This window comes from Treponema socranskii subsp. socranskii VPI DR56BR1116 = ATCC 35536 (assembly GCF_000468115.1).
Taxonomy (GTDB): Bacteria; Spirochaetota; Spirochaetia; order Treponematales; family Treponemataceae; genus Treponema_D; species Treponema_D socranskii.
This window is the reverse complement of record NZ_AVQI01000008.1, coordinates 12,479-31,687: the sequence shown is the minus strand read 5'-3', so window position 1 is coordinate 31,687 and position 19,209 is coordinate 12,479. Positions and strand designations below refer to the sequence as shown.

Here is a 19,209-nt window from a genome sequence, read left to right as displayed (position 1 = left end):
GCACTCTCGCGTTAAAATTTTTATGGGAGAAGGCTATGGCTGATGCAGCAAAAAAACGTGCTTCAAAAACAAAAGAATCGACGCTCGTGATTGTCGAATCTCCGGCAAAAGCGCATACGATCGAAAAATATCTCGGCCCGGGCTATACGGTAAAAGCGTCCATGGGACACTTGATCGATTTACCGAAATCGCGCCTTGCGATCGATGTCGATCACGATTTTCAGCCCGAATACATCACCGTGAGAGGCAGGGCAAAATTATTAAAAGAGCTGCAAAAGGATGCGAAAAAATCGACGTCCGTCCTGCTCGCAAGCGATAACGACCGCGAAGGAGAAGCAATCGCGTGGCATTTGAATAAGGCGCTAAAAGAAAAGACGAGCGCTCCGATCAGCCGCATCGTGTTCAACGAAATCACGCCGATTGCGATCAAAGAAGCGGTCAAGCATCCCGACGAAATCGTCGAAAGCAAAGTGAACGCGCAAAAAGCGCGGCGCGTGCTCGACCGTCTCGTCGGCTACAATTTAAGTCCGCTTTTGTGGAGTAAAGTGAAAAACGGTCTTTCGGCCGGCCGCGTGCAGTCGGTCGCGCTTCGTCTCATCTGCGAGCGCGAAGAAGAAGTGGAAAATTTTCTGCCCGAAGAATATTGGACGCTCGATGCGGATTTTGTAAAAGGCAAAACGACGTTTACCGCTCAGCTCGTTTCGTACAAGGGTGAAAAGGCTGAATTGAAAAACGAAGCCGAAGTCAATAAAATCATCGACTTGATAAAAAATTCCGACTGCACGGTCGTAAGCGTAAAGACGACCGACAAAACGGTAAAACCGAAAGCGCCGTTTACGACGTCGAAATTGCAGCAGGCGGCCGCAAACCGCCTCGGTTACACGTCGAGGAAAACCATGCAGATCGCGCAGCAGCTCTACGAAGGCGTCAACGTCGGTGAAAGCCGCGTAGGTCTCATCACGTATATGCGCACCGATTCCGTGCGCATTTCGCAAACCGCCCTCGACGAAGTGCGCTCGTGGCTTTCAAAAAATTATCCCGACGACTTGCCTGCCGAACCTGTAAAGTATGAAGTCGGAAAAGCGGCTCAGGACGCGCACGAAGGCATCCGCCCGACCTACGTGTCGTATACGCCCGATTCGATAAAAGAATATTTGACGCGCGATCAGCTTCGCCTCTATTCGATCATTTGGGAGCGCTTCGTTTCGAGTCAGATGAACAACGCGAAGACGCGGACGACGAGCGTTGAAATCGCTTCGGGCGATGCGATTTTCCGCGCATCCGCAAGCAAAATAGTCGACAAGGGTTTTTATCATGTCATCAAACTCCTTTCGTCGAAAGAGGATAAAACCGGAAATCTCCCTTCGCTGAAAGAAGGCGAAAAAATCGCGTGCGAAAAATTTTATCCCGAACAGCACTTTACTCAAGGGCCCGCGCGCTACACCGATGCGTCCATCGTTCGAACGCTCGAAGAAAAGGGGATAGGCAGACCTTCGACTTATGCGCCGATCATTTCGGTTTTGCTCGACCGCTATTATGTAACGCGGACGAACCGTCAGCTCGTGCCGACTGTCCTCGGCCGCATGATATGCAAAATCCTCGTCGAATCATTTCCGAACGTCATCAACGAACATTTTACCGCGGAAGTCGAAAACGATCTCGACAAAGTGGAGCAGGGCGCTCTCGTGTGGAACGGAATGATAAAAGATTTTTACGGCCCGTTCAAAAAACGCGTCGACGACGTGATGGAAACGCAGGAAAGCGTCAAAGGCTTTCTCGACGAAAAAACCGATATCGTGTGCGAAAAGTGCGGAAAGCCCATGGTCAAAAAACTCGGCCGCTTCGGATACTTTCTCGCCTGTTCGGGATTTCCCGAATGCCGCAACACGCGTTCGATCCCGCTTGCGAAGTGCCCGATGCCCGGCTGCGACGGAGAGATCGTCGCACGGAAAACGAAGGGAAGGGGCAAAGAATTCTACGGCTGTACGAATTACCCGAAGTGCAATTTTATTTCGCATTTCAAACCGATCGATCAGTATTGTCCGAAGTGCGGATGGTTCCTCGTTGAAAAATACGATAAAAAGAACGGCACGTATAAATCGTGCATCAATCCCGACTGTACCTTTTTGCACTCCGCCGACGATGCTGCGGCTTTTGAAAAAGAGTCGGAAGGCGCTCCCGAGTCTCGGCAATAGCGCAGGGTAAACCGATGCGCCTTTCGGATGCGATAGACGAATTTTTGCTCTACCTCGAAGCCGTGCGCGGACTTTCGCTCAATTCCGTTTGTGCGTACCGAAACGATTTGCGCCGCCTTTCGGCTTTTTTGGGCGCGGAAAAAGACGTGAAGGAAGCGTCCGCCGAAGATATCAGAAGCTGCATCGGAGTTCTTTCAAAAGAAAAAAAATCAAGCGCAACCGTAAACCGCTTTATCGCTGCGTGCAGAACTTTTTTTGCCTATTGCAAAAAATTTGAGTATATTAATACAGATCCCGCAGAGGAAATCAAAACGGTAAAGATGCCGCATCACGTGCCGCGCTTTTTAACCGGCGCGGAAGTCGACGAGCTGTGCGCCGTACCGAAAGAAAAAGAAATCCTGTGGGCGTCTCGTGACAGCGCTATTTTGGAAATGCTCTATTCGTCGGGGTGCCGCGTTTCGGAGCTCGCTTCCGTCCGCTTAAGCGATATGTCGGAAGATTTTTCTTCCGCTCTCGTCACCGGAAAGGGCAGTAAAGACCGCCGCGTGTATTTCGGAGAAGATGCGCAAAAAGCGTTCAAAGCGTATCTTGCCGACAGGAAAAAGTTTTTTGCAAAAAAACGCATGACGGACAACGTGAGCGAAATATTCGTCAACAGGAGAGGCACCGCTCTCGGTGCGCACGGCATCCGCTGGATACTGTCGCGCTATTCGGGTGCGGAAGGGACGGCTCGCCATATTTCGCCGCACGCGCTTCGGCATACGTTTGCGACTGCGATGATTTCACAAGGTGCGGACGTGCGTGTCGTGCAGGAGCTTTTGGGACACGCAAGCATTTCGACGACGCAGCGCTATACGCATATCACGACGGAGCGCCTTATCGAATTGTATGAAAAAGCGCATCCGCACGGAAAACGATAAAAGAAAATTAATAATGTGTGATTGTTAATTGTGTGTGGAATCGAATCGATTGCGAAGCGGCGGTAAATGCGCCGGTGTAAAACGGCCGTGCCGTTTATTTTTTTGTTTTTGTTGGAGTGTATATGGCTGCGAGAAAAATTCACAGTACGACGGTTATCGCCGTCCGCCGGAACGGAAAGGTTGCTATGGCGGGTGACGGACAGGTGACCGCAGGCAATACGGTCGTAAAGGGCAACGCGCGCAAAGTGCGCAAAATATACGACGGAAAAGTGCTCACCGGATTCGCAGGTTCGGTTGCGGACGCGTTTACGCTGTTCGATAAATTCGAAGAAAAATTGAAAGAGTATTCGGGCGACATCATGCGCAGCGCCGTCGCGCTTGCCAAAATGTGGCGTACCGAGCGTTCGCTGCAAAAGCTCGAAGCCGAGCTTCTCGTCGCCGACGGAACGAAGATACTGCTCATTTCAGGCGACGGCAACGTCATCGAACCGGAAAACGACGTGTGCGCGATCGGAAGCGGCGGAAACTATGCGTATTCGGCGGCTCTCGCGTATCTCGAAAGCTCCGATATGAGCGCTTCGGAAATTGCGGAAAAGAGTCTTGAAATTGCGGGCAAAATCTGCATCTATACGAACGGCAATTTGACGGTAGAGGAGGCATAAACGCATGAGCGACGTACCGGCAGAAGTACACACGGATTTGACGCCGAAGGAAATAGTCCTCAGGCTCGATCAATACATCATCGGACAGGAAAAGGCGAAGCGCGCGGTCGCCGTTGCGCTGCGTAACCGCTACCGCCGTTTGAAACTCCCCGAAGATATCCGCGACGAAGTTGCGCCGAAAAATATCCTCATGATAGGACCGACCGGCGTCGGCAAAACGGAAATCGCGCGGCGGCTTGCAAAGCTGTGTTCGGCGCCCTTTTTAAAAGTCGAAGCGACGAAGTACACCGAAGTCGGCTACGTCGGGCGCGACGTCGAATCGATGATACGCGATTTGATGGCGGTCGGTTTCAACGACGTCAAAGCGGAAATGGAAGAACGTTTGCGCGAAAAAAGCGTGCCCCTCGTCGAAGACCGGCTTCTCGATCTCCTGCTCCCCGGTTCCGCCGAAAAAGACAGGGCTGCAAAAGCGAACGAAAAAAAAGATGCGGCTGTCCTCGGAAATATTTTTACGTTCATAAAAGGAAGCGGTGCGGAATCAAAGGCGGTGTATCTTCCCGATCAATCGGGCGGAGCTTCGGAAAAAGATGATGCGCAGAATGCGTCATCGGAAAGATCCGCTTCATACGATGCGGTATCGGAGGGGTGTGGGGCATCCGATGCGGAAGCGCAGAGTGAAAGCCGGCAAAAAGAAAGCTCGACGCGGGAAAAGTTCCGCACGATGCTGCGCGAAGGAAAGCTCGAAGAGAGGGAAGTGGAGCTTACGGTGCATCCTCAGTTTCAAATGCCGAGTATGGAAATCATCGCCGGCGGCAATATGGAAGATCTCGAAAGCAGTATGCAGAGCATCGCCGGTATGTTTTCGGGCGGAAACAAAGCGAAGCGGAGAACCGTGACGATCCACGAAGCGCGGAAAATCATAAGCGGAGAAGTGCTCGACACGATGATCGACCGCGATAAAGTCGCATCCGAAGCGAAAAAACGGGTCGAACAAAACGGCATCATCTTTATCGACGAAATCGATAAGATCGCGACGAAAAACGGAGAATCGCGCGGGCAGGACGTTTCCCGCGAAGGCGTGCAGCGCGACATCCTTCCGATCGTCGAAGGCAGCAATGTAAATACGAAGTACGGCGTCGTCGATACCTCTCATATTTTGTTTATCGCGGCCGGAGCGTTCAGCGTTTCGGCTCCGAGCGATTTGATTCCCGAACTGCAGGGACGCTTTCCGCTGCGCGTGGAACTCGATGCGCTCAAAAAAGACGATTTCAAAAAAATCCTCACCGAGCCGAAAAACGCGCTTACAAAACAGTACGTTGCGCTCCTCGAAACGGAAGGAGTGACGGTACGTTTTGCCGAGGATGCGATCGACCGTATGAGCTTTCTCGCCGAAGACGTAAACGCAAAGAGCGAAAACATCGGCGCGAGGCGGCTTCACACGATCATGGAAAAAGTGCTCGACGATATTTCGTTTACCGCGGATGAACATGCAGGCGAAACGATCGATATCGATGCGGCATACGTCGACGACAAGCTCAAAGATATCGTCACCGACGGCGATATGTCGCGCTATATACTCTAAGGCTGTACAGCGAGTTTTCCGCCGAAATATCTTTTCGGCGGGAATCCTCTTTTATACGCCCCGCCGATTCTCCCTTATTTTCCGCTAAACCCCTTTCCGCTATCTGCCGAAATTTGTAGTATGAGTACCTTTACGAGGGCGGTCGATTTACTGCACCGCGGTATGGATGTCAATACGCTGCGCTATCAAGTGTCGGCAAACAATATGGCCGCAAGCGGCGTGCCGAATTTCAAACGCAGCGTCGTCAATTTTGAAAGCGAACTCAAACGCGCGTTCGAATCGGAAGAAAAGGCGAAAAACGGTTTTCAGCTGACACGAACCGACGAGAGGCATTTGGCGCTCAACGAGCCCTATGATTACCGCGACGTCGAGCCGAGGCGCGTCCTCGATTATACGACGACTGCGAAGCCGAACGGCAACAACGTCGATGCGGAAACCGAAGCGATGATCGTTTTGCAGTCGCAGATGCAGTATCGCATGATGGCTTCTCTTATCAATTTCGAATTTTCGCAAGTGAACACTGCGATGCAAAAAGGGTGATAGGCACTTCTAAACTATAGCTTAAACTGCGCGTAAGAGGCGCGCACTTTACGGGAGTATTGTATGGGACTTTTTTCAAGTATAAACGTTGCCGCGACGGGGATGGCAGCCGAACGTCTTCGAAGCGATGTCATCGCAAACAATATCGCGAACGCTTCTACGACGAGGACGCAGGAAGGAGGCCCCTTTAAACGTTCGCGCGTCATACTCCAAGCGATCGGCGAAAAATCGGTGCAGTGGCGTATGCCGTTTTGTCCCGAAGACTTGGACGAGGGTCCGGGAAAGGGCGTACGCGTTTTACAGATCGTAAAAGATACCGATACCGAAGGCCGCCTCGTCTACGATCCGACGCATCCCGACGCGATACAGTCGGGACCGAACAAGGGATACGTCGAATATCCGAACGTCAACATCGTCAACGAAATGGTCGACTTGATCGCAGCTTCGCGCGCCTATGAAGCCAATTCGACGGTCATCGAAGGCGCAAAAGATATGTTTGCTTCCGCACTGGAAATAGGACGGTAAAAGCGCTATAATGACAGCGGGTAAAAGCGCTCGGACGATTTGAGCGCAGGGGAAAATTATGAAAATACCGGAATTCGGCACATTGCAGATGAACCGCACGCTCTCCGCTCACACGGGCCGCGCAAATCTTTCGGATATAGCGGGCGCTCCGCTGAACGGCATTCCGTCCGCTGCAAAAAATGCGCTTGAAAAAAAGCGAATCGATTTCGAATCCTACCTCATCGACGCGGTAAAGTCGATGAATGCCGAGCAGCTCGACGTCAACGCGCTCGAACAAAAGATTCTCACCGAACCCGAATCGGTCGATCCGCAGGACGTGACGATCGCGATGGCGAAAGCGCGGATGTCGCTCGGCCTTGCGCAAAACGTGATCGATCGTATCGTTTCCGGTTGGAACGAAATCACAACGACGCGGTAAGGGTTCGCTTCATGTACCTGCGTGCACGGCATGAGGCGGCGATGAGCGTTTATAAAATTTTCTCTTTTCAAAAATATAATAATATGGTATAATTCCCTATACTTTAACGGTGCGATTTGCCGTTTTACGTATTCGTTCACGGGAGGGGTAGATGAACGAATGGCTCAAAAGGCTTACTGAATCTATACGAAATTTGTGGGCAAAAGGAACGGTCGTACAAAAGGTCGTGCTCTTTGCCCTTGTTGCGCTCGTCATCGTTGCAATCGTGCTCGCGGCATCTCTTTCGTCGCGTCCGACGACGGTGCGGCTTTTCAATTCACCGGTTACCGACGAGACGGCGCGGACGAGAATCCTCGACAAATTGAGCGAACAAAACGTCGAAGCGTACGTGACCGACGACGGTTATATTTCCGTCGGAGACGAACGCACCGCGCGGCGCATGAGGGATGTACTTATCGGCGAGGGGCTTGTTCCGTCGAATATCGATCCGTTCGCTTCGTTTTACAATCGAAGCTGGTCGACGACGGACGCCGAACAAAACGTGCGCCTTAAAAACGCAATCACGCAGACGGTAAAGCAGCACCTCGAAGCGATCGACGACATAACGAAGGCCGACGTCAACATCGTTTTGCCGGACAACTCTCTGTTTATTTCCGAACAAAATCCGGTAACTGCAAGCATCATTTTGCGCGTAAAGCCTATGAGTTCTCTGCTGCAAGATCCCAGGCGCATACGCGGCATCCAAAGCCTCGTGCAGACGGCGGTCGAAGGATTGCGTCCCGAAAACATTACGATCACCGACGCCGACGGCAATGTCTTAAACGATTTCGCCGCGATGGATGCGATCGATACCGTCAATCTCGTTGCGCGCCAGCAGCGCGAGATTCAAAAGCTCGAAGCCTACTACCGTGCGCAGATTTTAAAATCGCTTCAGAGTACGTATACCGAAGACCGCATGCGCGATTTGAATATCAAAATCGATATGGATATGTCGAAGCGTACGAGCGATTCTACGATCTACACGCCGATTCAAATCCGCGCCGACAATCCGCGCACTCCCTACGACGATTCGGAGCTCCGCGATTCGCTGACGATTTCGCAGCAGACCGTTACGAAAGAGTGGCAGGGTACGGGTTTTAATCCCGAAGGACCTGCGGGCACCGAAGGTCAGACGCCGCCCGTGTATTCCGATATGTCGAACGTCATCGGGCGTTCTACCGAAACGGGCGTTACGCAAAACAACGTCGTCAACACTACTCAGGAGCACAAAGAGACGAGTCCGCAGATAGACCGCGTTTCGGTTGCGGCGAACGTCGACGGTACGTGGACGACGCAGCTCGATCCGAAAACCCATCAGCCGGTTATAGATCCGGAAACGGGCAGGATCCAGCGCGTGTATACGCCCGTTCCGACGGATACGCTCGTGCAGACGGCGAACTATATTCAAGGAGCTGTCGGCTACGACGTGAGCAAAAATTATATCGTAACGGTGACGAATATTCCGTACGACAGAACCGCGCAGTTTGCCGCAGAAGACGAAGCGTATTTTGCGGGCATCAGGCGGCGTCTTGCGATTATGATTTCTCTCGGCGCAGTTGCGCTCGTGCTCGTGCTGTTCATCGTCATCCGCCTCATTATGCGGGAAATCGAACGGCGGCGCCGTCTTCGCGAAGAAGAGCTTTTGCGCCAGCAGCAGGCTGCCCGCGAGCAGGCGCTGTGGGACGCGAAAGAGGATGGTATGGGCGTTACGATGTCCGTCGAAGAGTCGCGGATGGCGGAGCTTCAGGAAAACGCGATCGCGATGGCAAAAGAACATCCGGAAGACGTCGCGATGCTCATACGCACGTGGCTGATGGAGGAGTGACAGTATGGCAGAAGAAGCGAAGGGCGCAGGTGCAAAATCGAACAATCCGAAGCCGATTCCGAAGCCCGGCAGCTTAAAAACGCCGACGTCGGTAGGCGGCAAAAAAGGCATAAAAGATTACAAGAGTTTAACCGGCCGGCAAAAGGCCGCAATCTTCCTCGTATCGCTCGGCAGCGACGTTTCCGCCGAAATCATGAAGCATCTTCGCGAAGACGAAGTCGAAACGCTGACGTTTGAAATAGCGCGTTTGGAAACGATCGATGCGGAATTTAAAGACGCCGTTCTTGAAGAATTCCAAGAGTTGATGAACGCGCAGAATTTCATCACGACCGGCGGTATTGACTATGCGCGCGAACTCCTCGAAAAATCGCTCGGAAGCCAAAAAGCGATCGACATCATCAACCGCCTCACGAGTTCGCTCCAAGTGCGCCCCTTCGATTTTATACGGAGAACCGACCCTGCGCACTTGCTGAACTTTATTCAGCAGGAATACCCGCAGACGATCGCGCTCATCCTCGCGTATCTCGAACCGGGCAAAGCCGCCGTCATACTCCAGAATCTGCCGGAAGAAATGCAGCCGGAAGTTTCGAAGCGCCTTGCGACGATGGACAGAACTTCCCCCGATGTTTTGCGCGAAGTCGAACGCGTGCTCGAAAAAAAGCTTTCGACGCTTTCAAGCGAAGATTACACTGCAGCCGGCGGTGTCGACAGCATCGTAGAAATTTTGAACCTCGTCGACCGCTCTTCCGAAAAGGCAATCATCGAATCGCTTGAAGAAGAAGATCCCGATTTGGCCGAAGAGATCAAAAAGAAAATGTTCGTCTTCGAAGATATCGTTATGCTCGACGACCGCGCCATTCAAAAAGTGCTGCGCGAAGTCGATACGCAGGAACTCGCAAAAGCGCTCAAATCCGTCGATACGGAAGTACAGGATAAAATTTTCCGCAATATGTCCAAGCGCGCGGCGAGCATGTTAAAAGAGGATATGGAGTTCATGGGGCCGGTACGCCTTAAAGATGTCGAAGAATCGCAGCAAAAAATCGTTTCGACTATTCGCCGCCTTGAAGATTCCGGTGAAATCGTCATCGCGCGTTCCGGTGAAGACGAACTCGTAACTTGATTTAGCATAGAGGAAGCAGATGGCAAAAACCGTTTTCCGCCCGAATGAAGTCAAATCGCAAAAGGGCGAAGTCATGCTGAAGCTCGTCCACGACTTTAAGCCGGCCGAAGAAAAAAAAGTCGAAAAAGCGCCCGAATACGAAGGACCGACGGCCGATGATTTGCGGCGCGAAGCGGAAGAGTATAAAAAAAATTGGGAAGCGGAAAAAAAGCGGATGCTCGACGAAGCGCAGGCATCGGCGGATGAAATCGTCCGGAAGGCGGAACAGGCGGCCTTTGCCGAAGTAAAGCGTCAAACCGACGAAGCGAATATTATTAAAGCCGATGCACAAAAAAATGCGGAAGAGATCGTAAAAAAAGCGCAGGAATCGGCGCAGGAATTGATCCGCGATGCGACGGCGCAGCAGCAAAAAGTCGAATCGGACGCGCATAAAAAAGGCTTCGACGAAGGACACGAAAGCGGCTACCGCGACGGAGAAGCCGAAGCGAACCGTCTCATCGAGCGCATGCACGCGATGCTCGAAGCCGTTATGCACCGCCGCGAAGAGATTTTGCGCGATACCGAAACGCAGATCGTAGAACTCGTCATCTTGATGACGCGCAAAGTCGTCAAAATCATTTCCGAAAATCAAAAGAGCGTCATCATGAGCAATGTACTCGCTGCTCTGAAAAAGGTAAAAGGCAGATGCGAAGTGACGCTTCGCGTCAACCTCGAAGACGTCAAACTCACGACGGAGCACATAGACGATTTTATCAAGCGGGTCGAAAACATACGCGGCATTACGGTCGTCGAAGATTCGACGGTGGAAAAGGGCGGTTGCATCGTCGAAACCGACTTCGGCGCTATCGACGCGCGCATTTCGAGCCAGCTCAGCGAACTCGAAAATCGCGTCATGGAAATCTCACCGGTAAAGACGCTTGCAAAATCCGACGTGATCGAACCGTCTTCTTAGATTAATAAAATCGGCGCGGGTGGGGACATGCGTTCATCGTATACGGGAGAATTCGATTTTTCAAAATACCTCAAAACGGCTGAAACGATCGATCCGATTTTATACATCGGACACGTGACGGCGGTCAACGGTCTCGAAATCGAAAGCCGCGGTCCGCGTTCGGTCATCGGCGAAATGTGTACGATCCGCATGCCGGATTCAAATGAAACGCTTGCGGCCGAAGTCGTCGCCCTTGACGGTACGACGGTAAAGCTCACCGCATACGGAGACACGAAGGGGCTCGAAGTCGGCTGTGAAGTCGTCGCTTCGGGTTCCGTGCTGCGCGTTCCCGTCGGTTCATCCCTTTTGGGCCGTGTCATCGATGCGACGGGAAAACCCTGCGACGGGCTCGGCGAAATCGTGCCGGAAATGTATTATCCTGCAGTCGCTTCTCCTCCCGATCCTATGAAGCGTCTTCCCGTCGTGCGCCGGGTAGCGACAGGGGTGCGTGCGATCGATGCGATGCTCACCGTCGGTAAGGGGCAGCGGCTCGGTATCTTTGCCGGAAGCGGCGTCGGAAAATCGACGCTCATCAGCATGATAGCGCGCAATACCGACGCCGACATCAACGTTATCGGTTTGATCGGAGAGCGCGGCCGCGAAGTGCTCGATTTTATAAACCGCGATTTGGGAAAAGAAGGCTTGGCCCGTTCGGTCGTCGTTATGGCGACAAGCGATCAGCCGTCGATCTGCCGCCTGCGCGCAGCCTATGTGACGACCGCGGTCGCCGAATATTTCCGTGACAAAGGCAAAGACGTCATGCTCATGTTCGATTCCGTAACGCGATTTGCGCAAGCTCAGCGCGAAATAGGACTTGCAAACGGCGAACCGCCTGCTCAGCGCGGTTATCCGCCGAGCGTATTCGATATGATCCCGAAGCTGCTTGAAAGAGCCGGCACAAACGATAAGGGATCGATTACGGCGTTTTACACCGTGCTCGTCGACGGAGACGATCTCAACGAGCCGATTACCGACAAAGTGCGCGGAACGCTCGACGGGCACATCATTTTAAACCGCCGTCTCGCTCAAGCCTATCATTACCCCGCGATCGACGTGCTGCAGTCGATAAGCCGCCTTTCCAAACGCGTTACCGGGCGCGAAACGCAAAAAGCCGTCGGCATACTGCGTACGCTTATGGCTTCTTATGCGAACAACGAAATGATGATCACGACGGGTATCTATCAAAAAGGAAATTCGGCTGAAATCGATGCCGCAATCGAAAAGCATACCGGTATCGAAGATTTTTTAATGCAGGAAGAATACGAAAAGTGCCCGCTTGACGAAACGCTCAAAAAACTTTCCGAGCTTTCAGGGGTTGCAATTCCGATTGAAGAATACGGAGAAGCTCCCGTCGTTCCTTCCCTCGGCGCAGCCCAAATTGCCGAAGAATCCGAATGAAAAAATTTGCGTTTCCTCTCGAAGACGTGATGAAATACCGCGAGTATCTGCAAAACGAAGCGGAACTCGCGCTCGGTAAAGCGATGGCGGTCGAACACGATATTCAAATGCGCATCGACGAAGTCGCTTCTCAATATGCTTCTCTCGCCGAAAAGATGCGCGGTTCGATCGATTTCAACGCCATAGCGCGGGCAAACGATTTTTATGCGTTCCTCGACCAGCAAAAAACTTATCTTTTGGAAAAGCTTGCCGAAGCGAAGCTCGTTTCCGAGCAAAGGCGCAAAGAAATGCAGGAAGCGATGCAAAAAACCGAAGGCCTCCGTAAGCTGCGCGATCGGCAGTTCAAAGCGTACAAAGATGCGGAGATGAACGAAGCGAACGATATCGCCGACGACGTGACAAACGCGCGCGCGGCGAGGGAAAGTGGTTAATTAATAATGGAATGCGCTGCCGCCGATAAATTCGCGCATGATCGAGCGCGCCGGAACGGCCGTCGGTGGAACGGGCGAAAAGTTGTATAAAAAACTCAAAAGGCGGCACGCTTCTCCGTATTCTTTTTGCGTCGGCTTGACGCAGCGCAAAAGCGGGTCGGCGTAGACTTTGAGGACTGCGAGTTCGTAGTCGAGAGCGGTGTTGAGCATCGCGTCGGCATTGATTTGAAACGGGAAGATGTGTTTTTGCTCTCCCGCTTGCACGCTCGGCCACATCGAAATCGTTTCGGCGGCGCTTTTGCCGCGGAACTGCGAGTCGCGCACGATTCTACGGATGAGGCGGTTATCGCTCGTCGAAATGCGGTTGTGGTCGTCGAGGTTGAGCTGCGTGAGCGCGGACAGGTAGATTTTAAATTTGAGCTCGTGCGGAATACGAGAGGTCAGTTTATCGTTTAAGCCGTGGATGCCTTCGATTATTAAAATTTCGTTGTCGGCGAGCTTCATCGTATTTTTATCTTCGTAATAGCGTTCGCCGCGCTGAAAGTTGTACGACGGGATGCGTATTTCTTTTCCGGCAAAGAGGTCGAGCAGATTGTCGTTGAGCAAATCGATGTCGAGGGCTTCGAGGCATTCGTAATCGTAATCGCCGTTTTCGTCTTTCGGATTTTTATCGCGTCCGACATAATAGCTGTCGAGGCTGAGCACGTGCGGCAGGTAGCCGATAGCTTCGAGTTCGAGCGCGAGTTTTTTTGCAGATGTCGTTTTTCCGGAACTCGACGGGCCTGCAATGAGTACGGCGCGCACCCGCTCGCGCTTTGCGATCTGATCGGCGACGTCGGCAAACTGCCGCTGCTGAAAGGTTTCCGCGATATCGATAAAATCGTTTATCTTGCGTTCGTTGACGAGTTTATTTAAAGTTGCCGCCGATGTCACGCCGATGCGTTTTCCCCACTCTTTGTAGCGGCTGTAGATTTCGAAAAGCTGCGGCTGGTCGACGAATTCGGGAAGTTCGTCGGGGGCCGACGGCTGAGGAAAGCGCAGCAAAAAACCTTTGCCGTAGGGTAGGAGACCGAACGTTTTTAAAAAGCCCGTCGACGGAACAAGGGGACCGAAATAGAGATCGGAAAAATTGTCGAGGGAATTGATTTTGACGCGCGGCGGACAAAAATAGTTCAGCTGCAGTCGCGTTTCGACGCGCCCGAGCGCTTCAAAAAGCGAAACCGCATCCGTGTAGGAAAGGAACTGTACGGTTATCGGAAGATTTTTTGCGACGAGGAGGCGCATCTCTTTTTCAAGCGCTTCGATCTGTTCTTTGTTTATAGGCTTTCCCGTTTCGAGCGTATAGTAATAGCCGCTTCCGAGACTGTGGCCGCATAAAAGGCGTGACAGCGGAAAAAGCTTGTGCGCCGCGGCTGCCAGCAGGAGACACAGCGATCGGCGGTACACTTGCGCACCGTCTTTGCTCGAGTCGAGGACGGGTTCGAGATAGGAATTGATTTCGAGCGGTTTGTCGAAGGGCTCGATTCCGTTGTTCACTTTTACGGCAAGAATGTGCTCCACGTTTTCGGAAAAGTGCGGAAGCAGCGTATTGAGCGGCGTACCGGAAGGCACACACAGTGTTTTGCCTGACGGAAAAGTGACGGAAAGCGTAGTGGCCTGCATATAGGCGGTATTGGATTTGAACCAATGGCTTCTACCGTGTGAAGGTAGCACTCTACCCCTGAGTTAACCGCCCAAACGATTATAAGTATCGAATATAATAATATATTTTAACAGGTTCGCAGCATACTGTCAAGGAAGCGATTTATTATTGTGATATGTTAAATTTATAACAGAGAAAAAATTTGTAAATGACGGATATTTTATTGATTGAAACGGCGATCCGTGATAAAATAATACTTATCCGCACAAAAAAGTTTTTATGGGAGTAATTATGCAGACGACTTTATTTTTATATATAGATCCGGGAACGGGCAGTATGCTCTTTTCGATCCTCATCGGAGCGGCTGCGACGCTTTTTTTTCTCGGCAAAGCGGCGCTTTTAAAACTGAAATTGTTTTTTTCGGGAAAACGCGGCAAGGGTGTGCAAACCGCCGATGCGTCGTATAAACAGTACGTCGTCTACTGCGAAGGAAAGCAATATTGGAACGTCTTTAAACCCGTCGCGGACGAATTCGAAAAACGGCGGCTTCCCCTCGTTTACTACACATCGGCCGAAGACGATCCTGTTTTCGAACAGCAGTATCAATTTGTTAAAGCGGAATATATCGGCGAAGGAAACGCCGCATTTGCACGCCTCAATCTCTTAAGCGCAGGCATTGTTTTGATGACGACGCCCGGTCTCAACGTGTATCAGCTCAAGCGCAGCAAAAATGTAGGTCACTATTCGCATGTGCTCCACATGCCGAACGACGCGACAACGTACCGCCTCTTCGGCCTCGACTACTTCGATTCCGTGCTGCTCACCGGCGATTATCAAAAAGCGGACATCCGTACGCTCGAAGCTCAGCGCGGCATCGCAAAAAAAGAGCTCGCCACCGTCGGCTGTACCTATCTCGACGTGCTTGCGCAAAAGATCAAAGCGATTCCCGAAGAAGAACATCACGTCTTTACGGTGCTCGTCTCTCCGTCGTGGGGAGATGTCGGCGTTTTGAAAAAATACGGCGAACGCCTCCTCGATCCGCTTGCCGCGACGGGATGGCGTATTATCGTGCGTCCGCACCCGCAGTCGAAAAAGTCTGAAGCCGATATGCTCGACCGTCTCGAAAAGCGCTACAAAGACAGCAAAAACGTCGAGTGGGATTACAATCGCGACAATATCTACGCGATGAAAAAGGCCGATATCATGATTTCCGATTTTTCAGGTATCATATTCGATTATGCATTTTTATGCGATAAACCGGTCATGTACGTCAACGCCGATATCGATCTGCGTCCCTACGACGCCTACGATCTGCAAAAAGAGTTGTGGCAGTTTGCAATGTTGAAAAAGATCGGCATCAAACTTGAAGAAGCGGATTTTCCGGCGATCAAAGACGTCATTCAGAACGCGAGCGACAGCCCTTCTCTCGCCGCAGCACGCAGAGAAGCGAAAGAGACCGCGTGGATGTACGAAGGCAAAGCCGGCGCGAATATCGCCGACTTTATGATCGAAACCGTAAACGCGCTTAAGCTTAAAGCCGCCGTATAATCAGTAGATGCAGGCTACGGAGCGCACAATCGCTTCGAGCGAATCCTTCCGCGTTTCGAATTCGCGGACGAGTTTTATCTGTGTGCGGGCGCGGTCGAGGTTGTGAGATTCACGGTCTGTCTTAAAATAGCGGTCGCCTTCGATATAGTCGGCGAGAAAGCGCATGCCGCATTCGAGCGTCATAATCTTTGCTCCTACAGGAAGCAGGCGAAGCTCGCTTTCGGTGAGCGTACCGCGCGAGCCTGCGATATATCCCTCCGCACCGGCGCGAAAGAGACCTTCGTCAAGGCACACCTTCGACAGATCCCTTTCGTCTTCGGCACCCGTGCTCGCGCCGAAACGTATCGCATCTCCGAAATCGAAACCGGCAAAACCCGGCATCACCGTATCCAAATCGATAACGCATAAACCTTTACGCGTCTCCTTGTCGAGGAGCACGTTATTGAGCTTCGCATCGTTGTGCGTCACGCGGAGGGGAAGGACGCCTGCGCTGTATGCGTCGGCGTATACGCGCATATCGCGTTCGTGCGAAATATAAAAATCGATTTCGTCCCGAACGGATGCCGCTCTGCCGCACGCGTCGCGCTTTACCGTATCGATAAAATCGCGGTAGCGTTTCGGCGTGTCGTGAAAAGCGGGAATCGTTTCATGCAGAGAAGATGCCGGAAAATCGGAGAGAAGATATTGAAATGTGCCGAACGCATAAGAGGCGTTGTAAAAATCGGCTTCGCTTTGCGCGGCGTCTATACTCAGCGCGTCTTCGATAAAACGATACGCCCTCCAGCACGCGCCTTTTTTGCTTCGGGTATAGAGAGCACCCTCTTTATTTTTAATAAAGGTCATCGCTTCACGCGACGCGTCTCCTCCGTTTTTAATAATTTTTTCTGCAAGGAACGAAGTAACGCGCCAGATATTGTCCATGAGCGCGTCAACGTCTTTGAATACGTCGGTATTGATACGCTGCATGATATAACGATTTTCTTTTCCGCCGTTGTCATAGGTTGCAAAAAAAGTGTCGTTGATGTGGCCGCTTCCGAAGCGGACGCACGAGCGGCAGACTCCGGAAAACGGATAGGATGAGAGGATATCGCGTATTTCCGTATTCGCTTTTTCGCCGGTCATAAGGACTCCCATAAAAACTTTTGCAGGATGTTTCGACATCCGAAAAAGTTTTTAGCCGTGCGCGTAAGCGCACACGTTGAATAGTCGAGTTTGCGAAATACGGTATATCATATCTATTCTGTTTTTATCAAAACGATACACATACACTTCTTCTGCAAACATCCGTGCAAACTCGAGATAAAAAGCGACGGCGATATTTCAGACGGCGCTTTTTATCGTACCTCCTTTCGATCGTTTGATCCGCCGGAAGATTTCATGCTGAAATCGAGGCAAAAGGGCGGCGGCGAAGCGTGCATTCTGCTCCAAATATCGGCGAGAGGGGATTCGCTTTCACGGATATTCGCAAAGTTGCGGGAAAGCGTTTTGTACGCTTCATCTTTTTTTCCGAGCGATGCGCATGCCCTGCCGTACGCGATGACAAGAGAGTCGCTGTTTTTCCACGCATCGGGAAGCGAGCTATAGAGTTCGATCGCTCTTTCATAGCGTTCCGTTTGTACGAGGAGGGCTGCGTATTCTTCGGCGACGGAGACGTCCGCGTAAAATCCTGCAGCCTGCACCGCGCGCTCATAATGCGAAAGCGCTCCGGTAATATCGTTTTTGAAAAGCGCAAGCTGCGCAAGATTTCTCTGCGTCCACGCGGTGCTGCACGCTTTTTCGGCATTGAACCAACACGATGCGGCACCTTTTTCATCGCCGTTTTCCATTTTCATAAGGCCCAAGTGATAGAATGCATTCCACGGGGGCATCTCTTTTGAAGCGGCTATGTATGCTTCGAGCAGTTCCTGCCATTTTCTCCCTGTCATAAATTGACCCGGACCGTCTTCGGGGGCGCGATACGGAAAGCTTCCTTCCGTAAGCAAAAGCCGCCATGGGTTTTGCCCGTCCGAAAAACAAAAGGCCGCAGACGGCGGTATATCGCTTTCGCCCTGCATCATCCGCCGCTCTTTTTCGAGCGCACCCCATTCTCCCGCATCGGAAAGCGTTTTTGAAATCGGAAGATCGGCTTCAGCCGCATAGGATGCGTCGAGCAAATCGAGCTTTGACGTATCGATCGAATCGCGTACGCTGCGCTCGACGGCGCTCGCGGCGAGGTTCCAATCGTTCGATGCGGCATCGCTTGCCGATACGCAAAGAAGTCCGAAAGCCTGCGTCCACTCCCACCTGTCGCGCGGGGGCATACTGACGCCGTGGAGCTGCGTCTGCGAAAGCCCCGCCTGTATTTCAAAGTAGCGGCAGTCGGCACTTTCCTCTTCCCCTTCGCGTGCGCCAAGCGACGTTTCGGCTTCCCCTGCGAGAAAACTCCCCCAATGCCTGCCGCCGCGGCAGTTTCCCCAGCAAAACATTTTACGGTAGGAAAGCTCTCCGGTCGAAACGTCGAACAAACCTGAGCCGTCTTTTTCGAGGGCTGCTTCCCACGGATGGGATTCGTCGGTACAGTTAAAAAAGTATTCGCTCGAAAAAGGTATGCGCGCAGGATAGGACAGGTCGATGTCGGGAGCTATGGGAAAAAACGGCATACTGCCGTAACCGAAAGTCGGTCTGCCGTTATGATCATCCGGCGTTTTATACAGAGCATGACGGGAAGAAGCGAATACGCGGGACGAGTCCGTCTGCGGCACTGCGATATTCGTCCAATAATAAACGGAAAGCGGCTCGTCGTTTATGTTGAAGATAACCGGATGCGCGTACAAAAAATGCGAGGATGAGGGAAGATGAAAATCGATTTGCCAAAAAAAATCTTTGCACCGCTCATACGAATACATGCGCAGAAATTCTTCACCGTCCGATGCGCGCACCGACGCAAAGCCGACGGTCGAACAGGTTGTAAACGCGTGCCCGTACTGTCCCACATTCCATTCGATGCCGCCTGAAAACCACGCATTGCGTATGGCGAGATTTGCCGGCTGGAGCACTTCGTTTTTGTACAAAAGCTCGCGCCCCTCCGTTTTGTCGACGAGCGACCAAAGCCGTCCTCCCCAATCGGGAAGAAATTCCGCTTTGATAAAATCGTTTTCCATGACGATCGTGCGGATATCGCATTCCTTTCTGTTACGGTCGTATCTGTCCTGCACCGTATACGGTAAAATCCGATAACCGCATGAAAAACCCGCTCCGCTCAAACAAAAGGGCGGCGTTCCTTTGCAAAACTCGACGCGCATATCGTGTTCGCGCGAACGGAAATGCGGCAGCGGATTTTCCCCCTGTAAAAGCGCGGCAGAGATTTTTTCGGTCGAAGCGTATATCATAGCGA

At 52.0% G+C, this 19,209-nt stretch carries 16 protein-coding genes and 1 tRNA gene; 13 read left to right on the top strand and 4 right to left on the bottom strand.

Annotated elements, in window-relative coordinates:
* Window positions 1–35: 35 nt before the first annotated feature.
* The 12 genes from topA (at window position 36) to HMPREF0860_RS01205 (ending at window position 12,646) form a co-directional block, all read left to right on the top strand.
* Complete coding sequence (gene topA, locus HMPREF0860_RS01260) at window positions 36–2,195, top strand: type I DNA topoisomerase (protein WP_021331401.1); 2,160 nt, start codon at window positions 36–38, stop codon at window positions 2,193–2,195.
* A 14-nt stretch (window positions 2,196–2,209) separates the two neighbouring features.
* A complete protein-coding gene (locus HMPREF0860_RS01255) occupies window positions 2,210–3,115 on the top strand; it encodes a tyrosine-type recombinase/integrase (protein ID WP_021331380.1) in 906 nt (301 codons plus the stop codon).
* Between the two features lie 122 nt (window positions 3,116–3,237).
* A complete protein-coding gene (gene hslV / locus HMPREF0860_RS01250) occupies window positions 3,238–3,777 on the top strand; it encodes an ATP-dependent protease subunit HslV (protein WP_021331371.1) in 540 nt (179 codons plus the stop codon).
* 4 nt (window positions 3,778–3,781) lie between these two features.
* The gene (gene hslU / locus HMPREF0860_RS01245; protein ID WP_021495425.1) at window positions 3,782–5,359 is read left to right on the top strand and encodes an ATP-dependent protease ATPase subunit HslU; all 1,578 of its coding nucleotides are present in this window, start codon (window positions 3,782–3,784) and stop codon (window positions 5,357–5,359) included.
* Window positions 5,360–5,479: 120 nt separating this feature from the next.
* Window positions 5,480–5,899 carry a flagellar basal body rod protein FlgB gene (gene flgB, locus HMPREF0860_RS01240; RefSeq protein WP_021331391.1) on the top strand — a complete coding sequence of 140 codons (420 nt, stop codon included), beginning with the start codon at window positions 5,480–5,482 and terminating at the stop codon, window positions 5,897–5,899.
* Window positions 5,900–5,962: 63 nt separating this feature from the next.
* Window positions 5,963–6,424: a flagellar basal body rod protein FlgC gene (flgC, locus tag HMPREF0860_RS01235; protein ID WP_021331366.1), complete on the top strand. Its 462-nt coding sequence runs from the start codon at window positions 5,963–5,965 to the stop codon at window positions 6,422–6,424.
* Between the two features lie 58 nt (window positions 6,425–6,482).
* Entirely contained in the window at window positions 6,483–6,842 is a 360-nt protein-coding gene (gene fliE, locus HMPREF0860_RS01230) for a flagellar hook-basal body complex protein FliE (protein ID WP_021331364.1), read from the top strand.
* Window positions 6,843–6,993: 151 nt separating this feature from the next.
* Complete coding sequence (gene fliF, locus HMPREF0860_RS01225) at window positions 6,994–8,706, top strand: flagellar basal-body MS-ring/collar protein FliF (RefSeq protein ID WP_021495422.1); 1,713 nt, start codon at window positions 6,994–6,996, stop codon at window positions 8,704–8,706.
* A gap of 4 nt (window positions 8,707–8,710) precedes the next feature.
* A complete protein-coding gene (fliG, locus tag HMPREF0860_RS01220; RefSeq protein ID WP_021331386.1) occupies window positions 8,711–9,826 on the top strand; it encodes a flagellar motor switch protein FliG in 1,116 nt (371 codons plus the stop codon).
* 19 nt (window positions 9,827–9,845) lie between these two features.
* Window positions 9,846–10,778, top strand: coding sequence for a flagellar assembly protein FliH (gene fliH / locus HMPREF0860_RS01215; protein ID WP_021495416.1), 933 nt, complete (start codon window positions 9,846–9,848; stop codon window positions 10,776–10,778).
* A 27-nt stretch (window positions 10,779–10,805) separates the two neighbouring features.
* Window positions 10,806–12,215: a FliI/YscN family ATPase gene (locus HMPREF0860_RS01210; protein WP_021331370.1), complete on the top strand. Its 1,410-nt coding sequence runs from the start codon at window positions 10,806–10,808 to the stop codon at window positions 12,213–12,215.
* Window positions 12,212–12,646 carry a flagellar export protein FliJ gene (locus HMPREF0860_RS01205; RefSeq protein ID WP_021331379.1) on the top strand — a complete coding sequence of 145 codons (435 nt, stop codon included), beginning with the start codon at window positions 12,212–12,214 and terminating at the stop codon, window positions 12,644–12,646. Before HMPREF0860_RS01210 ends, HMPREF0860_RS01205 begins: the two co-directional genes overlap by 4 nt.
* Here the strand turns inward: HMPREF0860_RS01205 and HMPREF0860_RS01200 are convergent, their stop codons facing one another.
* Entirely contained in the window at window positions 12,647–14,308 is a 1,662-nt protein-coding gene (locus HMPREF0860_RS01200; RefSeq protein WP_038081782.1) for a nucleoside kinase, read from the bottom strand.
* A gap of 1 nt (window position 14,309) precedes the next feature.
* Window positions 14,310–14,381: transfer RNA gene (locus tag HMPREF0860_RS01195), tRNA-Val, on the bottom strand.
* Window positions 14,382–14,579: 198 nt separating this feature from the next.
* Between HMPREF0860_RS01195 and HMPREF0860_RS01190 the strand changes: the two genes are divergently transcribed.
* Window positions 14,580–15,836, top strand: coding sequence for a CDP-glycerol glycerophosphotransferase family protein (locus HMPREF0860_RS01190; RefSeq protein WP_021331390.1), 1,257 nt, complete (start codon window positions 14,580–14,582; stop codon window positions 15,834–15,836).
* On the opposite strand, the gene HMPREF0860_RS01185 is transcribed toward HMPREF0860_RS01190, so the two are convergent.
* On the bottom strand, window positions 15,837–16,958 hold the full coding sequence (locus tag HMPREF0860_RS01185) for a phosphotransferase enzyme family protein (protein ID WP_038081780.1): 1,122 nt from the start codon (window positions 16,956–16,958) through the stop codon (window positions 15,837–15,839).
* Between the two features lie 212 nt (window positions 16,959–17,170).
* Complete coding sequence (locus HMPREF0860_RS01180; protein WP_021331400.1) at window positions 17,171–19,204, bottom strand: DUF5107 domain-containing protein; 2,034 nt, start codon at window positions 19,202–19,204, stop codon at window positions 17,171–17,173.
* Window positions 19,205–19,209: the final 5 nt, after the last annotated feature.